This is a genomic window from Holzapfeliella sp. JNUCC 80, assembly GCF_053667655.1.
This window is the reverse complement of record NZ_CM132205.1, coordinates 297,617-315,496: the sequence shown is the minus strand read 5'-3', so window position 1 is coordinate 315,496 and position 17,880 is coordinate 297,617. Positions and strand designations below refer to the sequence as shown.

Here is a 17,880-nt window from a genome sequence, read left to right as displayed (position 1 = left end):
TAACTGTCCTTGTCTTTTTTAATTACGATAATTTCTTAAATCAATCACTTCATCAGCATTTTCCCAAATCATTTGATTGTGTGTTGCAATAATAATCGTCCGATTATCATTTTTGAGTGAGAGCAATAACTCCATCAATTCTTGTCCGTTTTTAGGATCAAGTGCTGCAGTTGGTTCATCAGCCAAAATAAGAGGTGGATTTTTTAAAATCACTTTTGCCAGAGCGACACGCTGAGCTTCTCCCCCAGATAATTCAAATATTTTTTGATTAAGACTCAGGTAATCTAAGTTTACTTGCTTTAGAGCTAATTTTTGTCTTTCTACTTTCTCTTGCTTTTTAATTTTTTGACCTACAAGTCCTAAATCTAAGTTATCTTTGATAGATTGAGCATCTAACAATCCAAAATTTTGAAACAAATAGCCTAACTCATTTCTAAAGTAACGATGAGCAGAAATTGACTTTAGTGACTGACCATCATAAGTGATATCGCCTTTTGTAATCTTTTCTAAATGACCAATCATGTTGAGTAACGTCGTTTTTCCACTTCCACTCGGACCGATTAAAGCATAGATTTTTCCCTTCTCAAAATTCAAATTTAAATTTGTAAATAATTCACGATTATCAAAATCCTTTGTTACATTTTCAACTTTTATCATTCTTATTTCCCCTTCATTACTGTTATGGCTGCTTTTTGTTCTTTTTTGTTTTGGATATACATAATAATACCTAATATCGAACTCATTAAGCCTAATGTTGTTATTGCGATAACCGAGTCTTTTAATAATAACCAAAAAATCAAAACACCACTTATTAATACCGAGAACTCACTTAAAAGATATTTGCCGTGTATTTCTATAAAATTAAGGCCTGATAATCTTTTAATAAAAATAGCTCTTCTAAATTGTTCAAAATAAATCAAATTCATCGTACTAAATAAAATTACGATTGTTACTATCATTAAAACTATACCAATCATTAAGGCAATTGTGCGAGTCTTCATGTCATTAACGTTATTCAAATATAAGGATTGTGCCTTTTCGAGATAAGAAATATATTGACTTACACCATGACGTTCAAATAGTGCTAAAGCTTGATCATAGTTTTGGTAAAACAACATATTAGTTTCCCAAAATAATCCTGACAATTCTGTTTTTCCTGTTGACTCCGGTGTTAACACTACGATAACTGGGTCACTTATAAATTGCCGACTATTTATATTTGAAGTATTCATCATAAATCTGGAACTACCACTTTTAATTGTGGCAACAATCGGTGATACAGTCATTAAGTAGTCTTGTCCCGGGCCTTTATCCTGATCTGATAAGTCTTGTACATCCGCTGTTATATTTTGCACAATTTGAGTTTCTTGATTTTTCAGGTTATCTGGAACTAATACCCCAAATTCTCCCGATTTTAAATTCATTAGTTTATTAGCTAATTCACCATCTAACTCAATATTTTGATTAATTAAATAATTAGGTGTGACGTATAGTGCATGGCTAGTTGAAGAATACGTTCCATCGACTAACATCGCTAATCCTAAACTAACAGCTTCATTTGCAACGTCATACCAAGTTTCTTTTAATTTTTTCTTATCTTGTGACTTACCAGTTTCAAAAGCAACAGAATAATCAAATTGATAAAATTGCGAATTTTGTTGCCATGAATCCGTAGCCTTCACTTGTTCTTGGTAACTACTATAATAAGTTGTCCCCAAAAACAACATCAACTAATTGATTAGTTGAAACAATAGCCATAATCTTTTTCAAAGATAGTTTACCTTTAATCAACGTGATTAGTTTTTCTTGCCTTAAAGTTAATAAATTTATGCAATTCAAAATTGTTGCTGTTGTAACTAAAGTTAAAAAATATAATCCTAGCCCCAAAGTCAATATTAAAACATATGTTGAGGCAAATAATCCCAAAACAGATAATAATGCTAACCCTAGCAAATAACTCCCTGCTGTCGTTATCACTAATGGCAGAAAATCATCTAACCATAATTGACTGAAAAGATTTCGATATGATTGACCAGAAACTAATCGAATACCTGCCTGTTTAACTTGTTTTAAATTAGACACGATAATAATGCCTGCAAAAGTTAAAACAAAAGTTAAAAAGATTAAGATACTAACATATGTTGCTGCTACTTGAACGAATAATCTCGGCAATGACGTTTGACTCAAAGCAGAAGCAACATAGCCTGAACTTTGAAATAATTGCTGAAGCTCACTTACCGATAAGGATCCCGAAGTTATAATGTATGTTGCTACAACTGCTGTCTTATCCTTCTCAGCCAATGAGACTTCTTCAAGTTCTTGAGGTAATTTGCTTTCACCATACTTTTGAAATTGATAATTAACTACACCGGCTTTGTTCGGCTTAATTACTAACTTTCCAATAGTACTATTAGTCTTATGGGCTAATTGTGTTAACTGGTTATCTACCGTGTCCCGGCTATACACACTGTCAGCATCTCGGTTAACATCATGTACCGTGACTGATGGATAAATACGATAATCAATATCTTGTTTGCGACTACTAATCGATAATGTGATAAAAATAGCAACACATAATGTTGATAAACTCAAGAATAATTTTTTCATTCTTATTTCCCCTTCATTACTGTCATTGCTGTTTGTTGCTCATTTCTATTTTGGATAAACAACAAAATAGTGAGTACTAATATCATAACTGCTAAAGCTCCAATTGCTATTAGGCTATTAGCACCCAAAATCACGGGGATTCCTGTTCCTAAACCTAACATGGCTAGTTCAAAGCTCAAGTACTTTTTATGAATTTCAAAGAAAGATAGACCACTAATCTTCTTGATAAATATTTCTCGTCTAAATTGTTCAAAGTAAAGCAAGTTCATGGCACTAAATAAAATGACACTGGTTACAATTGCCAAAATTGCTCCTATCAAAATTGAAGTTAATTTAATTTTAAGTTCATTAGTATTATTTGCATATTGAAACTTAATATTTTCTAAGTAAGATACTTCTTGATAAACCTGATGTTTTTTTAATAACGCAATTGTTTCATCGTAATTTTTATAGTAAACATCGTTAATGGCACTAATCCCCCAAAATAAGCAACTTGGCATCGATCTTGAAATAGATTTGTCATTAATTACAACCATTACAGGATCAATTGCAAATTGTAGACCATCTAAATTTGATTTATTAAACAAAAAACGTTCTTGATTATCTTCAACAAATTCCACAAGAGGTTCTTTTACTGAATAAAGCCTGTCAGATCTAATATCGTCAGTTTTACTAGCGTAATTTTGAATCTCTGCTTTATATTTTTCAATGATAACTTGCTTTTGACTTGCTAGTTTTTTAGGTAAAATCAAAGCAAATTCTCCCTCTTGAAAATTACTAACCTTAGTTTGGAATTCTGAGCTTATTTTGATATCTTCATGATTTAAATAGTTAAGATTAACATACAAAGATTCAACTTTTGATTTATCTTGCATAACTGCCATTTGTTCTTCCATAGTCTTAGGTTGTTGATAATTCTTTTTAATTAATATTGCATCATGATTAGTTATAGCATCTTTAGCCAATCCCTGAAACGGTGTAAAATATTGAATATTATCTTCTTTACTTTTAGCAACAATGCCACCTAGTCCAAATGTCGCATTGTAATAATTTGGGTATTGTTCCCACTTTTGCTCTGATTTAGCTAAATCCTGATAATCGCTATAAAATTTCAACCCAAATATCATCACCAAAATCAACATCATAATAGACAGAAATTGACTGACTAACATAGTTGCCATTAATGATTTAGTCGGTAAGCTGCCTTTTATAACCCTCATTAAAGATGATCTCTTTAAACTCAAAATTTCGATTAAAGTTAATATAATGGATAAAAATAGTAATATTGTTCCATAAGTTAATAAAGTCACAGTTAGTAATCCTAGTAATTTCCAAGAAAAAACATGTAAATAACTTAACAAGCCAAATCCTAGACTTGTCGTTAAAATTATACTGCCCATAATCATTAGAAAATCATCATAAACCGGCTTGATTACAATTTTCAAAATTGACTTCCCTGAAACAAGTTCAATTCCTGCATATCTTAATCTTTTAATTCTAACTACTAATGAAGTGCCAATAAAAGTCAGGACAAAAATTAATAGTGAAACAAATGTTGTTTCGTTAATTGATACATATAAAATATTATCAAAAAGATTTCGATTCCCTTCATATGATTTTGTTTCATACCCTGATTCATTCATTTTTTTCTCAAGTTGTCTTGCCGTTAAACTACCTGAAGCAATTAAATAGCTGTTAACTAAACTACTAGAATTTGCTTCTTCCTGAGTAGCCCGATTAAGTCCAACAGGTAGACTCCCAATACCATAAGGATCGTATGTAAATCGCTGCACCCCTTGGTCATTGGGTGCCGCAACTCTCCTTGCTATCAAACTATTAGTCTCTTGTCCTAGTTGTTGCAATTGATTGACTAATTTTTCTCGATTTGCAACTTCTGTTGTCTTAGAAAGTCCTTTAACTGTAACACTTGGATAATCCGTATAATAAAGCAATTCCTTTTTAGCATTAATTGAAAACGCTAAAAATATAGACAAACACAAAAACGAGATGAAGACAAATAAACGCTTCATCAAAAAATCCCCCTAAATATAACCCTTTTGTTTTTGAATCGACTCTCTAATTCATTATTTTTAACTTATCATACTTTTATTAATAAATGTATGAACTAAAAAAACCTTTAAAACTCCTTAATTTTTTCTTTCAAAAAAGTTCATTGAATCCATAAAAAATAACCATCTTCTTAAATAAGAAGATGGTTATTCTTTATTCTCCTTCATAAGGGAATTCAAGACCTGGTTCAGCATTTAAATTCATATCACTGAAATCTTTATCTAAAAATTGTTGGTAAGCTGCCGCACCAATCATTGCGGCATTGTCACCACATAAGCGAAGCGGCGGAATAATCATTTTTAATTCTGGAAATTTTTGATTAATTGCCTCAGTTAGCGCTTGTCTTAGTCCTTGATTAGCCGCAACACCACCTGCTAAAACAAACGTTTTAGGTTGGTACTCTGCGATTGCTTTAAGTGTTTTATGAACAAGAACTTCAACAACAGCATTTTGAAAGCTTGTAGCTAAATCGTTCTTATCTAATGTTTCACCAACTTGATCAGCATGGTGAACTGTATTAATGAAAGCACTTTTGAGTCCGCTAAAGCTGAAGTCGTAGTTATCTTCTTTCATCATCGCACGGGGAAAATCGAAAGTTTCAGCACCTTTATGTGCCATCTCATCAATCGTTTTTCCGGCTGGATAATTGATTCCCAAAACACGACCAACTTTATCATAAGATTCGCCGGCCGCATCATCTCGTGTATCTCCGATTATTTCATAGTCACTAGGTGTTTTCATATAAACTAGCTCTGTATGTCCACCCGAAACTACAAGTGCTAATGCTGGATACTCAACTTTATCAACTAAATTAGCTGCTTTAATATGGCCAGCAATATGATTAGTCCCAATCAAAGGAAGATTGTGCGCCATTGCCACAGCTTTAGCAGCTGAAATACCAATTAATAAAGCACCAACAAGACCTGGCCCCTTAGTTACAGCTACAGCATCTAAATCTTCATAAGTCACATGTGCCTCTTCAAGTGCTTCTGTGATTAAAGCAGTGATAATTTCAACGTGGTGACGACTAGCCACTTCGGGTACAACACCGCCAAAACGTTGGTGACTTTTTACTTGAGTTGCAATCATATTTGATAATATTTCATGTCCATTTTTAATTACCGAAACACTTGTTTCATCACAACTTGTTTCAAATGCTAAAATTAAATTTTGCTTTGTTTCACTCATTACGTTTGTTCAATTCCTTTATAAGGGTTTCACCATTGTGACCCCATCAATTTTTTCAAAGTAGTAATAATTTTTTCGAATTCTTACTTTTTTAAATCCCATTTTTTGATAAATATATTGTGCTTTGTGATTGTCGATTCGAACTTCTAAACTCACTTTATTTAAATTTAACTGCTTAGCATAATCGCAAACCAACTGAATCAAATACTGCCCCAGATGTCGATTCTGATAATCAGGTATAATCCCCACATTTGTGATATGAGCTTCTCTAAAAGACGGCGTAAACTTAATCCCAATATAACCAATAAGCTCTTTTTGATAAAAAAGTGCTAGATATAATCGGCGATGCGTATTCAATAACTCTTGTCTAAATGCAAACTTGTCCCAAGGCGCACTTTGATAAATCTTCCGCTGTGCCGCCATTAATGCACTTAAATGCATTAAATCTGCTTTCACCAGTTTAAACGTCATATCCTCAGTTGTTAAATAAAGAGGCTGTTCATGAATAGGCAAACTAAAAAATAGTTGATTAAAACCTAAAATTGCCTTAAACCTCTTCAACATACTGATCACCATCATGGTTACCATGAGCTTTTGCCCAATCAGTTTCTGCTTGTGTTTTTCTTAAGTATTCAGGTACAAATTGATCAACATCTTCAGGTGTCAACTGATCAATCATTGTTATTGCTGACTCCGCATGAACTAAATTATCTTTTGCCACTTCTAGCTTGATATCAGCTTGATTGAATAAATCAGGGAACGCTTCTTGTTGTGCTTCTAGTGATTCACCTACAAAAATCAATTGATTTTTACCCAGTTGTTCAGCATTAATTGTCAGTTGTTTGACTAAATCTTCAAAGCCAATATGCTGTTCACTCAGCTGCTCTTGGTAATAACCTGATTCATTCACTGAAAAAGCTGCTGCAAAAAAATTATGATTACGAGCATCAATCACGGGCACAATTAGCGCTTCTTCATCTGAACTATTGCGAGCTAAAAGTGCCAATGTTGAAATCCCATATAATTTTTTGTTTAGTACTTTAGCCATTGTTTTAGCCGCGGTTACACCAATTCGAACACCGGTATATGAGCCAGGACCCTTTGCAACTACAAAGGCATCAACTTCACTTAGTTTTAAATTTTCTTGTTCAAGAATTGCTTCTATTGTCGGCATCAAATGAATACTATGATTGCGACTATCTGTTCTGTTTTTTTCAACTACTTGATTTGCAGTTTGTAAAGCTACAGACAATTGGCTTGTAGCTGTACTCATTGATAATACGTTCACTATTTTCGCTTCGCTTTCTTTACTTAGAGTATCTATTTAATATTGATTCTATTTTAACACGGTCTAACGCAATTGTTATTAATGCTAAAATCAACATTTGTATCCAAGGTAAAATTAATTGCTTAGGTAATCTAATACCCAATAAGTGTGCAAAATTGCCATTGGTCATATGCGTAATCCATAAAGTATTCATAATCACATAAACAATTACCGTTACTAATAATACACTAACAATAATTCGCCAGATTTTTCGCCAATCGTCACTAAGCGTTTGTCTGTATAAAAAGATTCCATAGATAACCCCTGTTGCAACAGCCGATAATGTAAATCCAGGATAAAAACCACCTAATACACCTAGAATTATTGAATTCAAAATATCAGCTAATCCGGCACCTATACCAGCCCATACTGGACCAAAAAATCTGCCCATTAAAGCTGTTCCAATAAATCCTAATCCAACTTGAGTGATTGGTGTCCCAAAAGATATTTTTTGTAACACAACACTAATTGCAACCATTAACGCAAAAATTACGACAAAGTTGATATTGCTCAGACTTCTGTTCTTCATTAAGCTAGTTCTCCCTTAAATATCCAATGTTTAAGAATTTATTAACAAGTTAATTTTAGCATATTAGCAATTGACTTACATTATTGATAAAATATAGGAAACATGGTATTAGGAACGGATATAAAGGGGTCTTATAAATGAAAAAAATTCTAGTTCTTCACACTGGTGGTACAATTTCAATGTCTGAAAATGAAGCCGGTGAAGTGATTCAAAACGAAGAAAATCCATTGTTGAAACTAACGCATCATTTCGATTTTGAAATTGATTTGGTTGTTGAAGATATCTTTAATTTACCTTCACCACATATTGCACCTGAACACATGTTGCAATTGAAAAAGCGCATTCAAAAAGGCTTTGATGAAGAAAATATTGATGGCGTTGTCATTACCCATGGTACGGATACACTTGAAGAAACAGCGTACTTTTTAGACTTAACATTGCCTAATAATCTTCCTGTTGTCTTAACTGGTGCAATGCGTTCATCAAATGAAATCGGCAGCGATGGTCTGCACAACTTCCAAAGTGCAATTTTAACAGCTGCTAGTGATAACGCAAAAAATAAAGGCGTTTTAATCGTGATGAACGATGAAGTTCATACTGCACGCTACGTTACCAAGACACATACAACAAATGTCGCAACATTCAGAACACCGACATTTGGTCCAATTGGCTTAATTAGCAAAAATCGCGTACACTTCTTCCAAGAATTAATCGCACAAACAACAGCTGAGGTTAACGACCTAACAGAAGAAGTGTTCTTAGTTAAAGCATACGCTGGTATGAGTCCACTTCAATTTGAACTGCTAGATCATCCAAAAACAAAAGGTGTGGTCATTGAAGCATTAGGTGCTGGAAACTTACCACCTCAAACACTTCCCGCAATCCAAAAATTACTTGATAAACAAATCCCTATTGTTTTAGTATCACGTTGTTTTAACGGTATTGCCGAAGACGTTTATCATTACGTTGGTGGTGGTGTTGAATTAAAAGAGATGGGAGTTATTTTCTGTCGAGGTCTTAACGGACAAAAAGCCCGCATCAAACTTTTAGTTGGGCTAAGTGCAGGAATGCACGGCCATAAACTAGCAGAATTTGTTAATAATGCCACTTCATAAAAAAATAACTTGTCGAATTCTCGACAAGTTATTTTTTTACCATTGAATAATACATTCAGCAGCAGTTAAATCTCCATTTGAAATTTTGTGATAACTTTTATTGGTTTCATTATCAAAATACACATGACTTTTTGGGCTGTCATGGTACAAAATTTCGTGTTCATATTTAATGTCTAAAGATTTCACTTGGTGAGATTTAATAAAGGATAAAGGCAAGCTTGAAATCATCCAATCAAAGTAATGCGAATTGCTAACGTGCTCATTTTCATCAATATTAAAGTACTCTGCAAAGTATGACTTATCAACTGCTAGTTGCTCTTTTGGTAATTTAATACGTGGAAATTTTTGTGGACGACGAATTTCTTCAGCACCAGTTTTTAACATAATATCTGGATCTGAAGGAACCATTTTGCGTGTTTGTAAGTCTAACATAATCCAAACACTATTAATCTCTAGCAACTCTTCATGATTGTCATCGTACAACCAATAACTACGATAGCAAAAGTATCGATTATATTCCATTGCAGCTGTTTTGATATAGATAGTTTGACCTGTTTCAGGCATTTTATTAATTGACATGTGATATTGCGTTACAACCCAACCTAAGTGTCTATCGATTAGCTCCTGTGATGAGACCCCAATTTCTTCTAGGTGTTCACCAGATGCAGCTATCACTAAGTTGAGCAATGAAGATAACGTTAAGTGACTCGTAACATCGACTTCATAAAATTGTATTTGATGTTTTTTTTCGTAATAACGTGGCATCAGTTACTCCTTTATTTATTTTCGGTGGTATAAATCATATAATTCATTCTTTGAAATTTTGTATTGTTTAGCAACTTCTTTGATAGCATCTTTTTTAGAAACACCAGCCGTTACTTTTTGGTCAACGTAAGACACTAGGTCATCTGAAGATACTTCTTCTTCAGTGGTATCTTGCATCCCTTCAATCAGTAAAACATACTCTCCACGAGGATCATTATCAGTATAGTGTGCTATGATTTCACCGATTGTTCCTCTTAAATATTGCTCATGAATTTTGGTTAATTCGCGGGCCAAAACAATACGACGACTCTCGCCTAAAACTTCAGCTAGATTAGCTAGCGTCTTTTTTAAACGATGAGGCGCCTCATAAAAAATTGTGGTATGTGTTATTGCCTTGATTTCTTCGATTTTTTCAAGCTGTTGTGTTTTCTTTCTGGGTAGAAAACCAACATAAGTAAACGGTTGAACATCCAATCCTGAAGCCACCAATGCTGTCAAAAATGCTGCAGGTCCTGGGATTGAAATAACAGCCAAGTCTTTTTCAATAGCTGCTTTAGCTAATAGTTCTCCCGGATCACTAATTGCTGGTGTTCCTGCATCACTGACTTGCGCAATCGTTTGTCCTGATTCCAGTCGTGCTAGAATATCAGGAATCTTTTCTTGTGTATTGTGCTCATGGAAACTAATCATTGGTTTTTTAATATCTAAATTTTTAAGTAGTTGACCTGTATGACGTGTATCTTCTGCTGCAATATAATCAACTTGATTCAAAATTTCTTTAGCTCTGATTGTAATATCAGATAAATTTCCAATAGGTGTTGGCACTAAGTATAATTTTCCTGTTTGTGACTTTTCAAAACTATTTTGGTTATTCATAACTTATCCTTGCTTTTGTTGTCTTTGATGAAACAGTAAATCTAAACAAAACATGCAGTCTTCTTGTTCTTGGCGATGAGAGCCATAGTACATGTTACAAACGTGATAACCTGAATTATAAATTTCTTCTAGATTCTTCAAAGCATTCATCTTTGGTGCGGCTTTAACAGGCTCTTCATGATTTTCAATCTGATTGATTTTATCGCGTAGTAACTGGTTTTCGACTTTTAGTTCTGTGTTTTCCTTTAAAGTATCCAAAATTGACTCATTTAATGATTCCATTGAACTGGTCATCAACTGCATCTTTTTAAGTAGTTCATCGAATTGTTGATATGGTTCTGTCATACTTAGGCCCTCCCCTGATATGGTGCAAAAATTGTCTGAATAAATAAATAATCAACTAAACTATCAAAATTAACATTGAATTGTCGACGTCGTGACACCTCAATTAAAGCTGAAATCAGTGATAATGCACTGACTTCTTGTTGTTTTTCTAGTTTTTCTGTAGCAAGAATCATCAGGCTTTTAAAGAAGACTTCTTGCATTGATGGTGTTGAAACCATTGGCTTAATGATAGTTTGAAATTTGATATAAGCTGATTGATTCCTAACTATAATCTGTGCCAGTAAATCCTTAACCTCGTGGAAAAAGTTTTCTAGCTCATTGAATTCTGCTAATTGCTCAAATTCAATCCCCGCATTTTGTAAAGCCAATAATAACGCCTTGTCACTGGCTTGCACAAGTGACAATCGATCAGCCCAATCAGATTGGGCTACTTGCTGATCAAATTCGATAATTTGCAAACGCGATAAGATTGTTGGTAACAATTGTTTACGGTTTGGTGCAATCATAACAATAACAACATCTGAAGCGGGTTCTTCCAAAATATTGAGTAGCGCATTTTCAGCTGGTTGTGTTAATTTTTGAGCACGATCTATAATGAATAATCGTTGCTCTCCTTCAATAGGTGTTTTAGATAATTCTGATTTTAATTCACGAACTTCATCCACTCCGATTGTCTGTTTGTCACTTTGAATCAAAAAGACATCTGGATGATTGTAATTTAAAACACGTTGACATTGTGAGCATTTTTTACAGGGCTTATCTGTTGCTTCACAAAACATATAAGCAGCTAAGAAAAGCGCTGTTTTTGATGCTTGATCATGCTGGATTGCCTCAAATAAATACGCATGACTCAGTGTTTGCTTATCAACAGCCTGTGCTAATTGATTGGCAATTTGATGATTATAATTATCTAACATTAATTGTGACATACTTTCAATCCTTATTAGTATTGATGGAACTGTTCAATCGGTGTCACCATTACCGTGGCTCCGCCAACCTCAACTTCAATAGGTTGTAGCATTGACTCTTCACCCATTACTTCTAAGCTAACCGAAGGTGAAATCATTTGTTTTCGGCGTTTAGCTGCATTTTTTATTAAGCCTAGTACGTATTCAACTTGATTATCTTCAACCGCCATCATAAAAGTAATATTTTGAGCTTTCAAAAAGCCACCTTTTGACACTAACTTAGTTGTTGAAACATGATTTTGTGCTAACACGTTTTCCAACTCATGTGCATCTTTATCTTGTATAATTGCTGTCACTAATTTCATTTTGATATCCTCCTTGAACAGATTTTAAAAAAGTTCAGGAAATCTGTCTTTCATCGCTTTAATTGTATCATCAACCACAGATTCTTTGGGTTGGTTGGCGTCAATTTTTACGATTCGATTTGGATAGCGATGATAAAGTTCTTGATAAGTCTCATAAACACGTTGGTGAAATGATTCTTTTTCTTGTTCTAGACGATCTTTTTCTCGATTTTGGTCAATACGACTCAACCCAATTTGAGGGTTAACATCAAAATATAACGTTAAATCTGGCATGACATTTTCAGTAGCAAACTGATTCATTTCAGCCACATCTTCAATCCCCAGACCACGTCCGCCACCTTGATAAGCTAAAGAACTATCTAAGTAACGGTCACTGATTACCGTTTTATCAGCTTCTAGTGCAGGTAAGACAGTTTCAACTAAATGTTGTCTTCTTGAAGCCGCATAAAGTAAGGCCTCTGTGCGATCATCCATCTCTGAATAATCAGGATTTAAAATAATTTCGCGAATAGCTTCTGCTATCGTAGAACCTCCTGGTTCTCTTGTTAACACTAAATTGTCTTGTGTTTGTTGGTTAAAAAGTTTGATTAATTGTTTTAATGCTGTACTTTTGCCAGAACCATCTGGTCCTTCTAAAGTAATAAATCGTCCAGTCATTTATGAACACTCCCTTAGTACAAAATTCTACTTGAATTTCGTAGGTTTATCAATTAAGAACTGAAGCCAAAATAAAAAGAGCCTTTAAATTTCAGTTTTTAATCTGAAAATAAATGCTCTTTTTATTTTTAATTATTGGTTAAAATTAGTCATAAAAAAACCAAAAGTTTAGATTTATAGTCTAACTTTTGAGTCTTTTTTTACACTTCTTGTCGTCCTGTCATGGCACGTTTTAAAGTCAAATCATCTGCATATTCAATGTCTGACCCTACAGCAAGACCACTAGCAAGTCGCGAAACTTTAATACCTGAAGGTTTAATCAGTTTACTCAAGTACATTGCTGTTGCTTCTCCTTCAGAAGAAGAATTTAAAGCTAAAATAACTTCTTTAACCGAATGATCTTGTAGACGTTTGATTAAAGACTTGATATTTAAATCATCAACGGAAACACCGTCCATTGGTGAAAGTACACCGTTTAAGACATGATATAACCCAAAGTACTCGCCCATATTTTCAAATGACAAAATATCTTTTGGTTGTTCAACAACCAAAATTGTACTGCGGTCCACGCGTTCATCTCGACAAATTTCACAAGGGTCTTCTTGCGTGATATTGCCACAAATAGAACAGTAATGAAGCTCTGTTTTAACCTCAACTAAACTTTTCGAAAAATCTTGAATATCTTCTGTTTCCATATTCAACGTAAAAAAAGCTAACCGAGTAGCTGTCTTTTGACCGATACCCGGTAGCTTCATATAACTTTCGATTAATTTAGCGATTGGCAAAGGATATTGCATGTCATCGCCTAACTTTCTTACATTAATCCTTTAGTATATTTACCTAATTTTTGTTCTGTTTCTTGATTGATTTGTGTAATAGCTTGGTTAACAGCATCAATAATTAAATCTTGTGCCATATCTGGATCTTCTGGATCCATCACTTCTGGGTTAATTTGTAAATCAACCATTGTCTTGTCACCTTTAAAAGTTGCTGTAACGTAATCGTTTGCTGATTTACCCACAAATTCTTGCTCATTTAAAGCATCTTGTGTTTTTTTAACCTCTTTTTGCATTTTTTGCATTTGTTTCATCATGCCGGCCATATTTCTGCCACCCATCATAAGCGATACATCTCCTTAATCTTTTATTGATATAAATTCTGAACCAAAAAGTTCTTTTGCTTTTGACACAACGTCACTTTCAGGTTTCTCTTCTTGTATTTTATCATCTTGTTGTGAATTTGACGATTTAATTTCATCTTTATGATTTTTAAGAAAGTCTTGTCTTAGTACGGGCCATTCTGCTGCTGGAACTAAGATAATTTTGCGTGATTCTTTTAGCTCTAATTCTAAGTAACGATTCAAATCATCCAACAGTTCTTGATCGTCTAAAACTTTTTCAAACCAAATATCGTATTCAAATGCAATAACAACCTGTGTTGGACTTGCTGCTACTGGCTTTGAGACTTCCATCATAGCACGCTTAGAAGGTGCAAGTGCTTTTAATACATCTTCCCAAACGCCAACTACCTGCTTTAAATCACCTCTAGTAGCTGTTCTTAATACATCATAAACTTGTTGTTGATAATTATGACGGCGTTTTTTCTCAACAGACGGTTTTGGTGTTTTAACTGTTGCTTGCACAGTTGGTTGTTGCTGAACAGGTTTTGACTTTAAGTCTTCAATCTGTTTGAGGGCTTGGTTTAGTTTTTGGTTTAACGTTGCTAATTCCTCTTGAACATGGTTATCAACTGCACCAGTTGTAGGTAAATAATTAATAGACTTTACAATAAAAACATCTAATAGTGTTTTTTGCTGTGTACTATATTTTAAATTATTGAGCCCTTCGTTTGCATATTCAATCATTGCAAGCAGTTGTTCTTGTGAACTATCTTGTGCCAACTTTGTAAGTTCTGTTTCTTTTTCAGTCTCTTTTTGAGCAAGCAATAAGCTAGTTAAGACATCAATCGCTTCAGTTAAAATATTTTTTACTGTAATACCTTTAGCTTGCAAGTCAACGGTTTGTTGTAAACTTGTCGTCAAGTCCTTAGTTAACACGCTTGTTAGAATAGTTTGAATGGCTTTAGTATTCGCATAACTCGTTGTTTCTTCAACTTCTTTAGTTGTTACTTGCTGATCTAAATTAAAAGAAATAATTTGATCCAATATACTAAGTGCATCACGCATACCGCCATCGGATACTTTAGCAATCATCTCAATTGCTTCAGCTTCATAGCCAATTTGCATATCATCTAAAACTTCGATTAAATGATTAGCAATCGTTTTAACTTGTAAATTTTTAAAAATAAATTTTTGTGTTCTTGAAATAATTGTTGCTGGAACTTTTTGAAGTTCAGTAGTTGCCAAAATAAAAATAACATGTTCAGGTGGTTCTTCAAGCGTTTTCAATAGTGCATTAAATGCGCCCATTGAAAGCATATGAACCTCATCAATGATATACACTTTATATTGACCTTGTGAGGGTGCATATTTAACTTTATCACGAATATCTCGAATCTCATCCACACCATTATTTGATGCAGCGTCAATCTCAAGTAAATCATTTAAGCTACCATTATCTGAAGCTATACAGTTTTCACATTGGTTACAAGGTTCCCCATCTTTTAAATTCGTACAGTTGACGGCTTTCGCTAAAATCTTAGCGCAACTTGTTTTCCCTGTCCCACGTGGGCCAGAAAATAAGTAAGCATGACTCACTTTATTAGCCATCAACGCATTTTTTAAAGTTTGGGTAATGACTTCTTGTCCAATAACATCTTTAAATTGACGTGGACGCCATGTTCGATATAAGGCTTGATAACTCATAATTCCCCTCTTTACGTAAAAAACTCATAGCCGATACGACTATGAGTTCGTTATATTCTCATTAAAAGGCACATGCTATCACAAACTTAGTGCTGCTTTCTTCCGAACCTGACACGATTCATAAGGACAACATTGCCTAAGGCCCTACGGCCAATATCTATCATAACGTATCTGTGTTATTTTTTCTACCCTTTTTCATAAGTTTTTGACGTTTTCTGATATCTTGAAAAAAGGATTTTAAAATTTGTTTACCCTGGTCTAAATACAAGCCACCATAAGCTTTGGGATGATGATTGAGCTTTTCAACAGCGAACAAATCAAGTACTGATCCACAAGCCCCTGCTTTATGATCAAAAGCTGAATAGTAAACCGTATCAATTCGACTATTGATGATTGCACCAGCACACATCGGACATGGCTCTAGCGTTACAAACAACTGACAATCTTCTAAACGCCAACTGTTCAAGTTTTCACAAGCCATTCTGATTGCTGTTGTTTCAGCATGTAAGGTGGCATCTTGCTTTTCTTCGCGCTCATTGTGACCCAGACCTATGATTTGTCCTTCTTTCACAACTACAGCACCAATAGGTACTTCATCTTTTAGACGTGCTTTTTCAGCCTCGTCAAATGCGACTTGCATGAATCGTTGCTTATCTTCTTTTGAAATCATCTAAGCTTCCTTCACCGATTGTAAAATGTAGTACCCTTTGTCTTTAGCTACTACCTTCACATTCCCAAAAGTTTCTTGCATCAATTTCTTAGCAGAAGGTGCGCCTTGTTTCTTTTGTAAAACTGCCCATAATTGACCACCTTCAACCAAATGATTAAAAGCATCTTTTAACATCGTTGAAACAATTGTTTTGCCCGCACGAATAGGTGGATTTGTCGCAATTCCCGCAAATTTTCCGTTAATATTATCGTAGCAACTGGATTCATAAATTTTGATATTATCAATTTGATTAGTTTTAGCATTTTCACTAGCCAGTTGTAAACTACGCTCATTAACATCAACCATATGAACTAAATGATCTGGAAAAGTTTTGGCTAAATAAAGACCCATTGGTCCATATCCAGTTCCTAAATCTAATAAGTCTCCCGCTACAAATTCAGCTGAATTTGAAATTGCTTTAAGTAAAGCGAGTGACCCATAATCAATTCTGTTTTTTGAAAACACACCATTATCCGTTTTAAATTTAAGATGTGTTTTATCTATATCAAGGGAAACTTCTTGATAATGGTGATCTGATGTTGGCGCTTGTGTAAAATATTGTTCTTCCATTTATTTGCCTCAATTACTCTTTTTCTTAATTTTATAGTGAACAAAAAAAAGATGCAATCATTATGATTGCATCTTTTTTAAGAAATGAACAATTATTTAAGAGTAATTGTTGCGCCAACTTCTTCAAGTTTAGCTTTCATGTCTTCAGCAGCATCTTTGTCAGCAGCTTCTTTAATTACTGAAGGTGCGCCATCTACAAGACCTTTAGCATCTTTCAAGCCAAGACCTGTGATTTCACGAACTGCTTTAATAACTTTAACTTTTTCGCCACCAACTTCAGTTAGTTCAACGTCAAATTCTGATTTTTCTGCAGCAGCATCGCCACCAGCAGCACCAGCAGCAGCAACAGGAGCAGCAGCTGTAACGCCAAATTCTTCTTCGATTGCTTTAACTAGGTCGTTTAATTCAAGAACGCTAGCTTCTTTAATTTGGTCAATGATTTTTTGTGTATCTAAAGCCATTTTATTTCCTCCGAATGAATAATAATTAGTTTAATTATTGTTATTTAATTAAGCGGCTGAACCGTCATCATCTTTTGATTCTGCAACGTTTTTAACCGCATAAGCAAAGTTGCGAACAGGTGCTTGAAGCACTGATAACAACATTGATAATAGACCATCGTGGCCTGGTAATTGTGAAATTTCTTGAATTTGTTCAAGAGATGCAACAGTACCTTCGATAATACCACCTTTGATTTCAAGAGGTTCGATATCTTTAGCGTACTTAGCAATGATACGTGCAGGTGCTACAGCATCATCGTTAGAGAATGCTACAGCAGTAGGACCTGTGAAAGTTTCATCAAGACCTTCGTAACCTGCTTTATCAGCTGCACGACGTAAAATTGTGTTTTTAACAACTTTCATTTCTACGCCATTTTCACGTAATTCGCGACGCATGTTTGTAACTTGGTCAACGTTTAGACCTAAGTAGTCGATGATAACAACAGAAGTTGCATCGTTGAATTTTTCAACAATTTCATCTACAAGTTGCGCTTTTTTAGCAATAGCTGCTTCACTCATTTATTT

Annotated in this window: 22 protein-coding genes and 1 other RNA gene; 1 reads left to right on the top strand and 22 read right to left on the bottom strand. The window is 34.2% G+C overall.

Annotated elements, in window-relative coordinates:
• Positions 1-18: 18 nt before the first annotated feature.
• From JNUCC80_RS01625 to JNUCC80_RS01590, 8 genes are all read right to left on the bottom strand, one after another.
• Positions 19-657 (bottom strand): ABC transporter ATP-binding protein, encoded by a 639-nt coding sequence (locus tag JNUCC80_RS01625; RefSeq protein WP_454153108.1) that lies wholly within the window; start codon positions 655-657, stop codon positions 19-21.
• 2 nt (positions 658-659) lie between these two features.
• Positions 660-1,718, bottom strand: a complete 1,059-nt coding sequence (locus tag JNUCC80_RS01620; protein WP_454153107.1) for a DUF1430 domain-containing protein — start codon at positions 1,716-1,718, stop codon at positions 660-662.
• Positions 1,699-2,607, bottom strand: coding sequence for a hypothetical protein (locus JNUCC80_RS01615; RefSeq protein ID WP_454153106.1), 909 nt, complete (start codon positions 2,605-2,607; stop codon positions 1,699-1,701). Before JNUCC80_RS01615 ends, JNUCC80_RS01620 begins: the two co-directional genes overlap by 20 nt.
• 2 nt (positions 2,608-2,609) lie before the next feature.
• Positions 2,610-4,637 (bottom strand): DUF1430 domain-containing protein, encoded by a 2,028-nt coding sequence (locus tag JNUCC80_RS01610; RefSeq protein WP_454153105.1) that lies wholly within the window; start codon positions 4,635-4,637, stop codon positions 2,610-2,612.
• A gap of 193 nt (positions 4,638-4,830) precedes the next feature.
• A complete protein-coding gene (gene tsaD / locus JNUCC80_RS01605) occupies positions 4,831-5,865 on the bottom strand; it encodes a tRNA (adenosine(37)-N6)-threonylcarbamoyltransferase complex transferase subunit TsaD (RefSeq protein WP_454153104.1) in 1,035 nt (344 codons plus the stop codon).
• Between the two features lie 18 nt (positions 5,866-5,883).
• The gene (gene rimI, locus JNUCC80_RS01600) at positions 5,884-6,429 is read right to left on the bottom strand and encodes a ribosomal protein S18-alanine N-acetyltransferase (protein WP_454153103.1); all 546 of its coding nucleotides are present in this window, start codon (positions 6,427-6,429) and stop codon (positions 5,884-5,886) included.
• Positions 6,413-7,138 (bottom strand): tRNA (adenosine(37)-N6)-threonylcarbamoyltransferase complex dimerization subunit type 1 TsaB, encoded by a 726-nt coding sequence (tsaB, locus tag JNUCC80_RS01595; RefSeq protein ID WP_454153102.1) that lies wholly within the window; start codon positions 7,136-7,138, stop codon positions 6,413-6,415. The genes rimI and tsaB overlap by 17 nt, the downstream gene beginning before the upstream one ends.
• A gap of 34 nt (positions 7,139-7,172) precedes the next feature.
• A complete protein-coding gene (locus JNUCC80_RS01590; RefSeq protein ID WP_454143231.1) occupies positions 7,173-7,721 on the bottom strand; it encodes a folate family ECF transporter S component in 549 nt (182 codons plus the stop codon).
• 137 nt (positions 7,722-7,858) lie between these two features.
• On the opposite strand from JNUCC80_RS01590, the gene JNUCC80_RS01585 reads away from it, so the two are divergent.
• Positions 7,859-8,836 (top strand): asparaginase, encoded by a 978-nt coding sequence (locus JNUCC80_RS01585; protein WP_454153101.1) that lies wholly within the window; start codon positions 7,859-7,861, stop codon positions 8,834-8,836.
• A 36-nt stretch (positions 8,837-8,872) separates the two neighbouring features.
• Here the strand turns inward: JNUCC80_RS01585 and JNUCC80_RS01580 are convergent, their stop codons facing one another.
• From JNUCC80_RS01580 to rplJ, 14 genes are all read right to left on the bottom strand, one after another.
• Positions 8,873-9,601, bottom strand: a complete 729-nt coding sequence (locus JNUCC80_RS01580; protein ID WP_454153100.1) for an acyl-[acyl-carrier-protein] thioesterase — start codon at positions 9,599-9,601, stop codon at positions 8,873-8,875.
• A gap of 15 nt (positions 9,602-9,616) precedes the next feature.
• Positions 9,617-10,477 (bottom strand): 16S rRNA (cytidine(1402)-2'-O)-methyltransferase, encoded by an 861-nt coding sequence (rsmI, locus tag JNUCC80_RS01575; protein WP_454153099.1) that lies wholly within the window; start codon positions 10,475-10,477, stop codon positions 9,617-9,619.
• Positions 10,478-10,480: 3 nt separating this feature from the next.
• Positions 10,481-10,822: an initiation control protein YabA gene (locus tag JNUCC80_RS01570; RefSeq protein WP_339969054.1), complete on the bottom strand. Its 342-nt coding sequence runs from the start codon at positions 10,820-10,822 to the stop codon at positions 10,481-10,483.
• 2 nt (positions 10,823-10,824) lie between these two features.
• A complete protein-coding gene (locus tag JNUCC80_RS01565; RefSeq protein ID WP_454153098.1) occupies positions 10,825-11,751 on the bottom strand; it encodes a hypothetical protein in 927 nt (308 codons plus the stop codon).
• A 14-nt stretch (positions 11,752-11,765) separates the two neighbouring features.
• Entirely contained in the window at positions 11,766-12,095 is a 330-nt protein-coding gene (locus JNUCC80_RS01560) for a cyclic-di-AMP receptor (protein ID WP_454153097.1), read from the bottom strand.
• Positions 12,096-12,119: 24 nt separating this feature from the next.
• Positions 12,120-12,752, bottom strand: a complete 633-nt coding sequence (gene tmk, locus JNUCC80_RS01555; protein ID WP_454153096.1) for a dTMP kinase — start codon at positions 12,750-12,752, stop codon at positions 12,120-12,122.
• A gap of 200 nt (positions 12,753-12,952) precedes the next feature.
• Positions 12,953-13,549 (bottom strand): recombination mediator RecR, encoded by a 597-nt coding sequence (recR, locus tag JNUCC80_RS01550; RefSeq protein ID WP_454153095.1) that lies wholly within the window; start codon positions 13,547-13,549, stop codon positions 12,953-12,955.
• 17 nt (positions 13,550-13,566) lie between these two features.
• Complete coding sequence (locus JNUCC80_RS01545; protein ID WP_454143247.1) at positions 13,567-13,872, bottom strand: YbaB/EbfC family nucleoid-associated protein; 306 nt, start codon at positions 13,870-13,872, stop codon at positions 13,567-13,569.
• A gap of 15 nt (positions 13,873-13,887) precedes the next feature.
• Positions 13,888-15,576, bottom strand: a complete 1,689-nt coding sequence (gene dnaX / locus JNUCC80_RS01540) for a DNA polymerase III subunit gamma/tau (RefSeq protein ID WP_454153094.1) — start codon at positions 15,574-15,576, stop codon at positions 13,888-13,890.
• A 60-nt stretch (positions 15,577-15,636) separates the two neighbouring features.
• Positions 15,637-15,720: signal recognition particle sRNA small type (ffs, locus tag JNUCC80_RS01535), an RNA gene on the bottom strand.
• Between the two features lie 16 nt (positions 15,721-15,736).
• Positions 15,737-16,246: a nucleoside deaminase gene (locus tag JNUCC80_RS01530; protein ID WP_454153093.1), complete on the bottom strand. Its 510-nt coding sequence runs from the start codon at positions 16,244-16,246 to the stop codon at positions 15,737-15,739.
• Positions 16,247-16,855, bottom strand: coding sequence for a class I SAM-dependent methyltransferase (locus JNUCC80_RS01525; RefSeq protein ID WP_454153092.1), 609 nt, complete (start codon positions 16,853-16,855; stop codon positions 16,247-16,249).
• A 92-nt stretch (positions 16,856-16,947) separates the two neighbouring features.
• Positions 16,948-17,316: a 50S ribosomal protein L7/L12 gene (gene rplL / locus JNUCC80_RS01520; protein WP_454153091.1), complete on the bottom strand. Its 369-nt coding sequence runs from the start codon at positions 17,314-17,316 to the stop codon at positions 16,948-16,950.
• Positions 17,317-17,364: 48 nt separating this feature from the next.
• Positions 17,365-17,874 (bottom strand): 50S ribosomal protein L10, encoded by a 510-nt coding sequence (gene rplJ, locus JNUCC80_RS01515; RefSeq protein WP_454143257.1) that lies wholly within the window; start codon positions 17,872-17,874, stop codon positions 17,365-17,367.
• Positions 17,875-17,880 lie beyond the last annotated feature (6 nt).

Coding starts and splice junctions, on each gene's coding strand:
- rplJ (WP_454143257.1), bottom strand. CDS start 17,874: ATGAGTGAAGCAGCTATTGCTAAAAAAGCGCAACTTGTAGATGAAATT.
- rimI (WP_454153103.1), bottom strand. CDS start 6,429: ATGTTGAAGAGGTTTAAGGCAATTTTAGGTTTTAATCAACTATTTTTT.
- JNUCC80_RS01530 (WP_454153093.1), bottom strand. CDS start 16,246: ATGATTTCAAAAGAAGATAAGCAACGATTCATGCAAGTCGCATTTGAC.
- JNUCC80_RS01585 (WP_454153101.1), top strand. CDS start 7,859: ATGAAAAAAATTCTAGTTCTTCACACTGGTGGTACAATTTCAATGTCT.
- JNUCC80_RS01610 (WP_454153105.1), bottom strand. CDS start 4,637: ATGAAGCGTTTATTTGTCTTCATCTCGTTTTTGTGTTTGTCTATATTT.
- JNUCC80_RS01545 (WP_454143247.1), bottom strand. CDS start 13,872: ATGATGGGTGGCAGAAATATGGCCGGCATGATGAAACAAATGCAAAAA.
- JNUCC80_RS01625 (WP_454153108.1), bottom strand. CDS start 657: ATGATAAAAGTTGAAAATGTAACAAAGGATTTTGATAATCGTGAATTA.
- dnaX (WP_454153094.1), bottom strand. CDS start 15,576: ATGAGTTATCAAGCCTTATATCGAACATGGCGTCCACGTCAATTTAAA.
- JNUCC80_RS01590 (WP_454143231.1), bottom strand. CDS start 7,721: ATGAAGAACAGAAGTCTGAGCAATATCAACTTTGTCGTAATTTTTGCG.
- tsaB (WP_454153102.1), bottom strand. CDS start 7,138: ATGAGTACAGCTACAAGCCAATTGTCTGTAGCTTTACAAACTGCAAAT.
- JNUCC80_RS01565 (WP_454153098.1), bottom strand. CDS start 11,751: ATGTCACAATTAATGTTAGATAATTATAATCATCAAATTGCCAATCAA.
- JNUCC80_RS01560 (WP_454153097.1), bottom strand. CDS start 12,095: ATGAAATTAGTGACAGCAATTATACAAGATAAAGATGCACATGAGTTG.
- JNUCC80_RS01570 (WP_339969054.1), bottom strand. CDS start 10,822: ATGACAGAACCATATCAACAATTCGATGAACTACTTAAAAAGATGCAG.
- JNUCC80_RS01525 (WP_454153092.1), bottom strand. CDS start 16,855: ATGGAAGAACAATATTTTACACAAGCGCCAACATCAGATCACCATTAT.
- recR (WP_454153095.1), bottom strand. CDS start 13,549: ATGCAATATCCTTTGCCAATCGCTAAATTAATCGAAAGTTATATGAAG.
- tsaD (WP_454153104.1), bottom strand. CDS start 5,865: ATGAGTGAAACAAAGCAAAATTTAATTTTAGCATTTGAAACAAGTTGT.
- tmk (WP_454153096.1), bottom strand. CDS start 12,752: ATGACTGGACGATTTATTACTTTAGAAGGACCAGATGGTTCTGGCAAA.
- rplL (WP_454153091.1), bottom strand. CDS start 17,316: ATGGCTTTAGATACACAAAAAATCATTGACCAAATTAAAGAAGCTAGC.
- JNUCC80_RS01580 (WP_454153100.1), bottom strand. CDS start 9,601: ATGCCACGTTATTACGAAAAAAAACATCAAATACAATTTTATGAAGTC.
- rsmI (WP_454153099.1), bottom strand. CDS start 10,477: ATGAATAACCAAAATAGTTTTGAAAAGTCACAAACAGGAAAATTATAC.
- JNUCC80_RS01615 (WP_454153106.1), bottom strand. CDS start 2,607: ATGAAAAAATTATTCTTGAGTTTATCAACATTATGTGTTGCTATTTTT.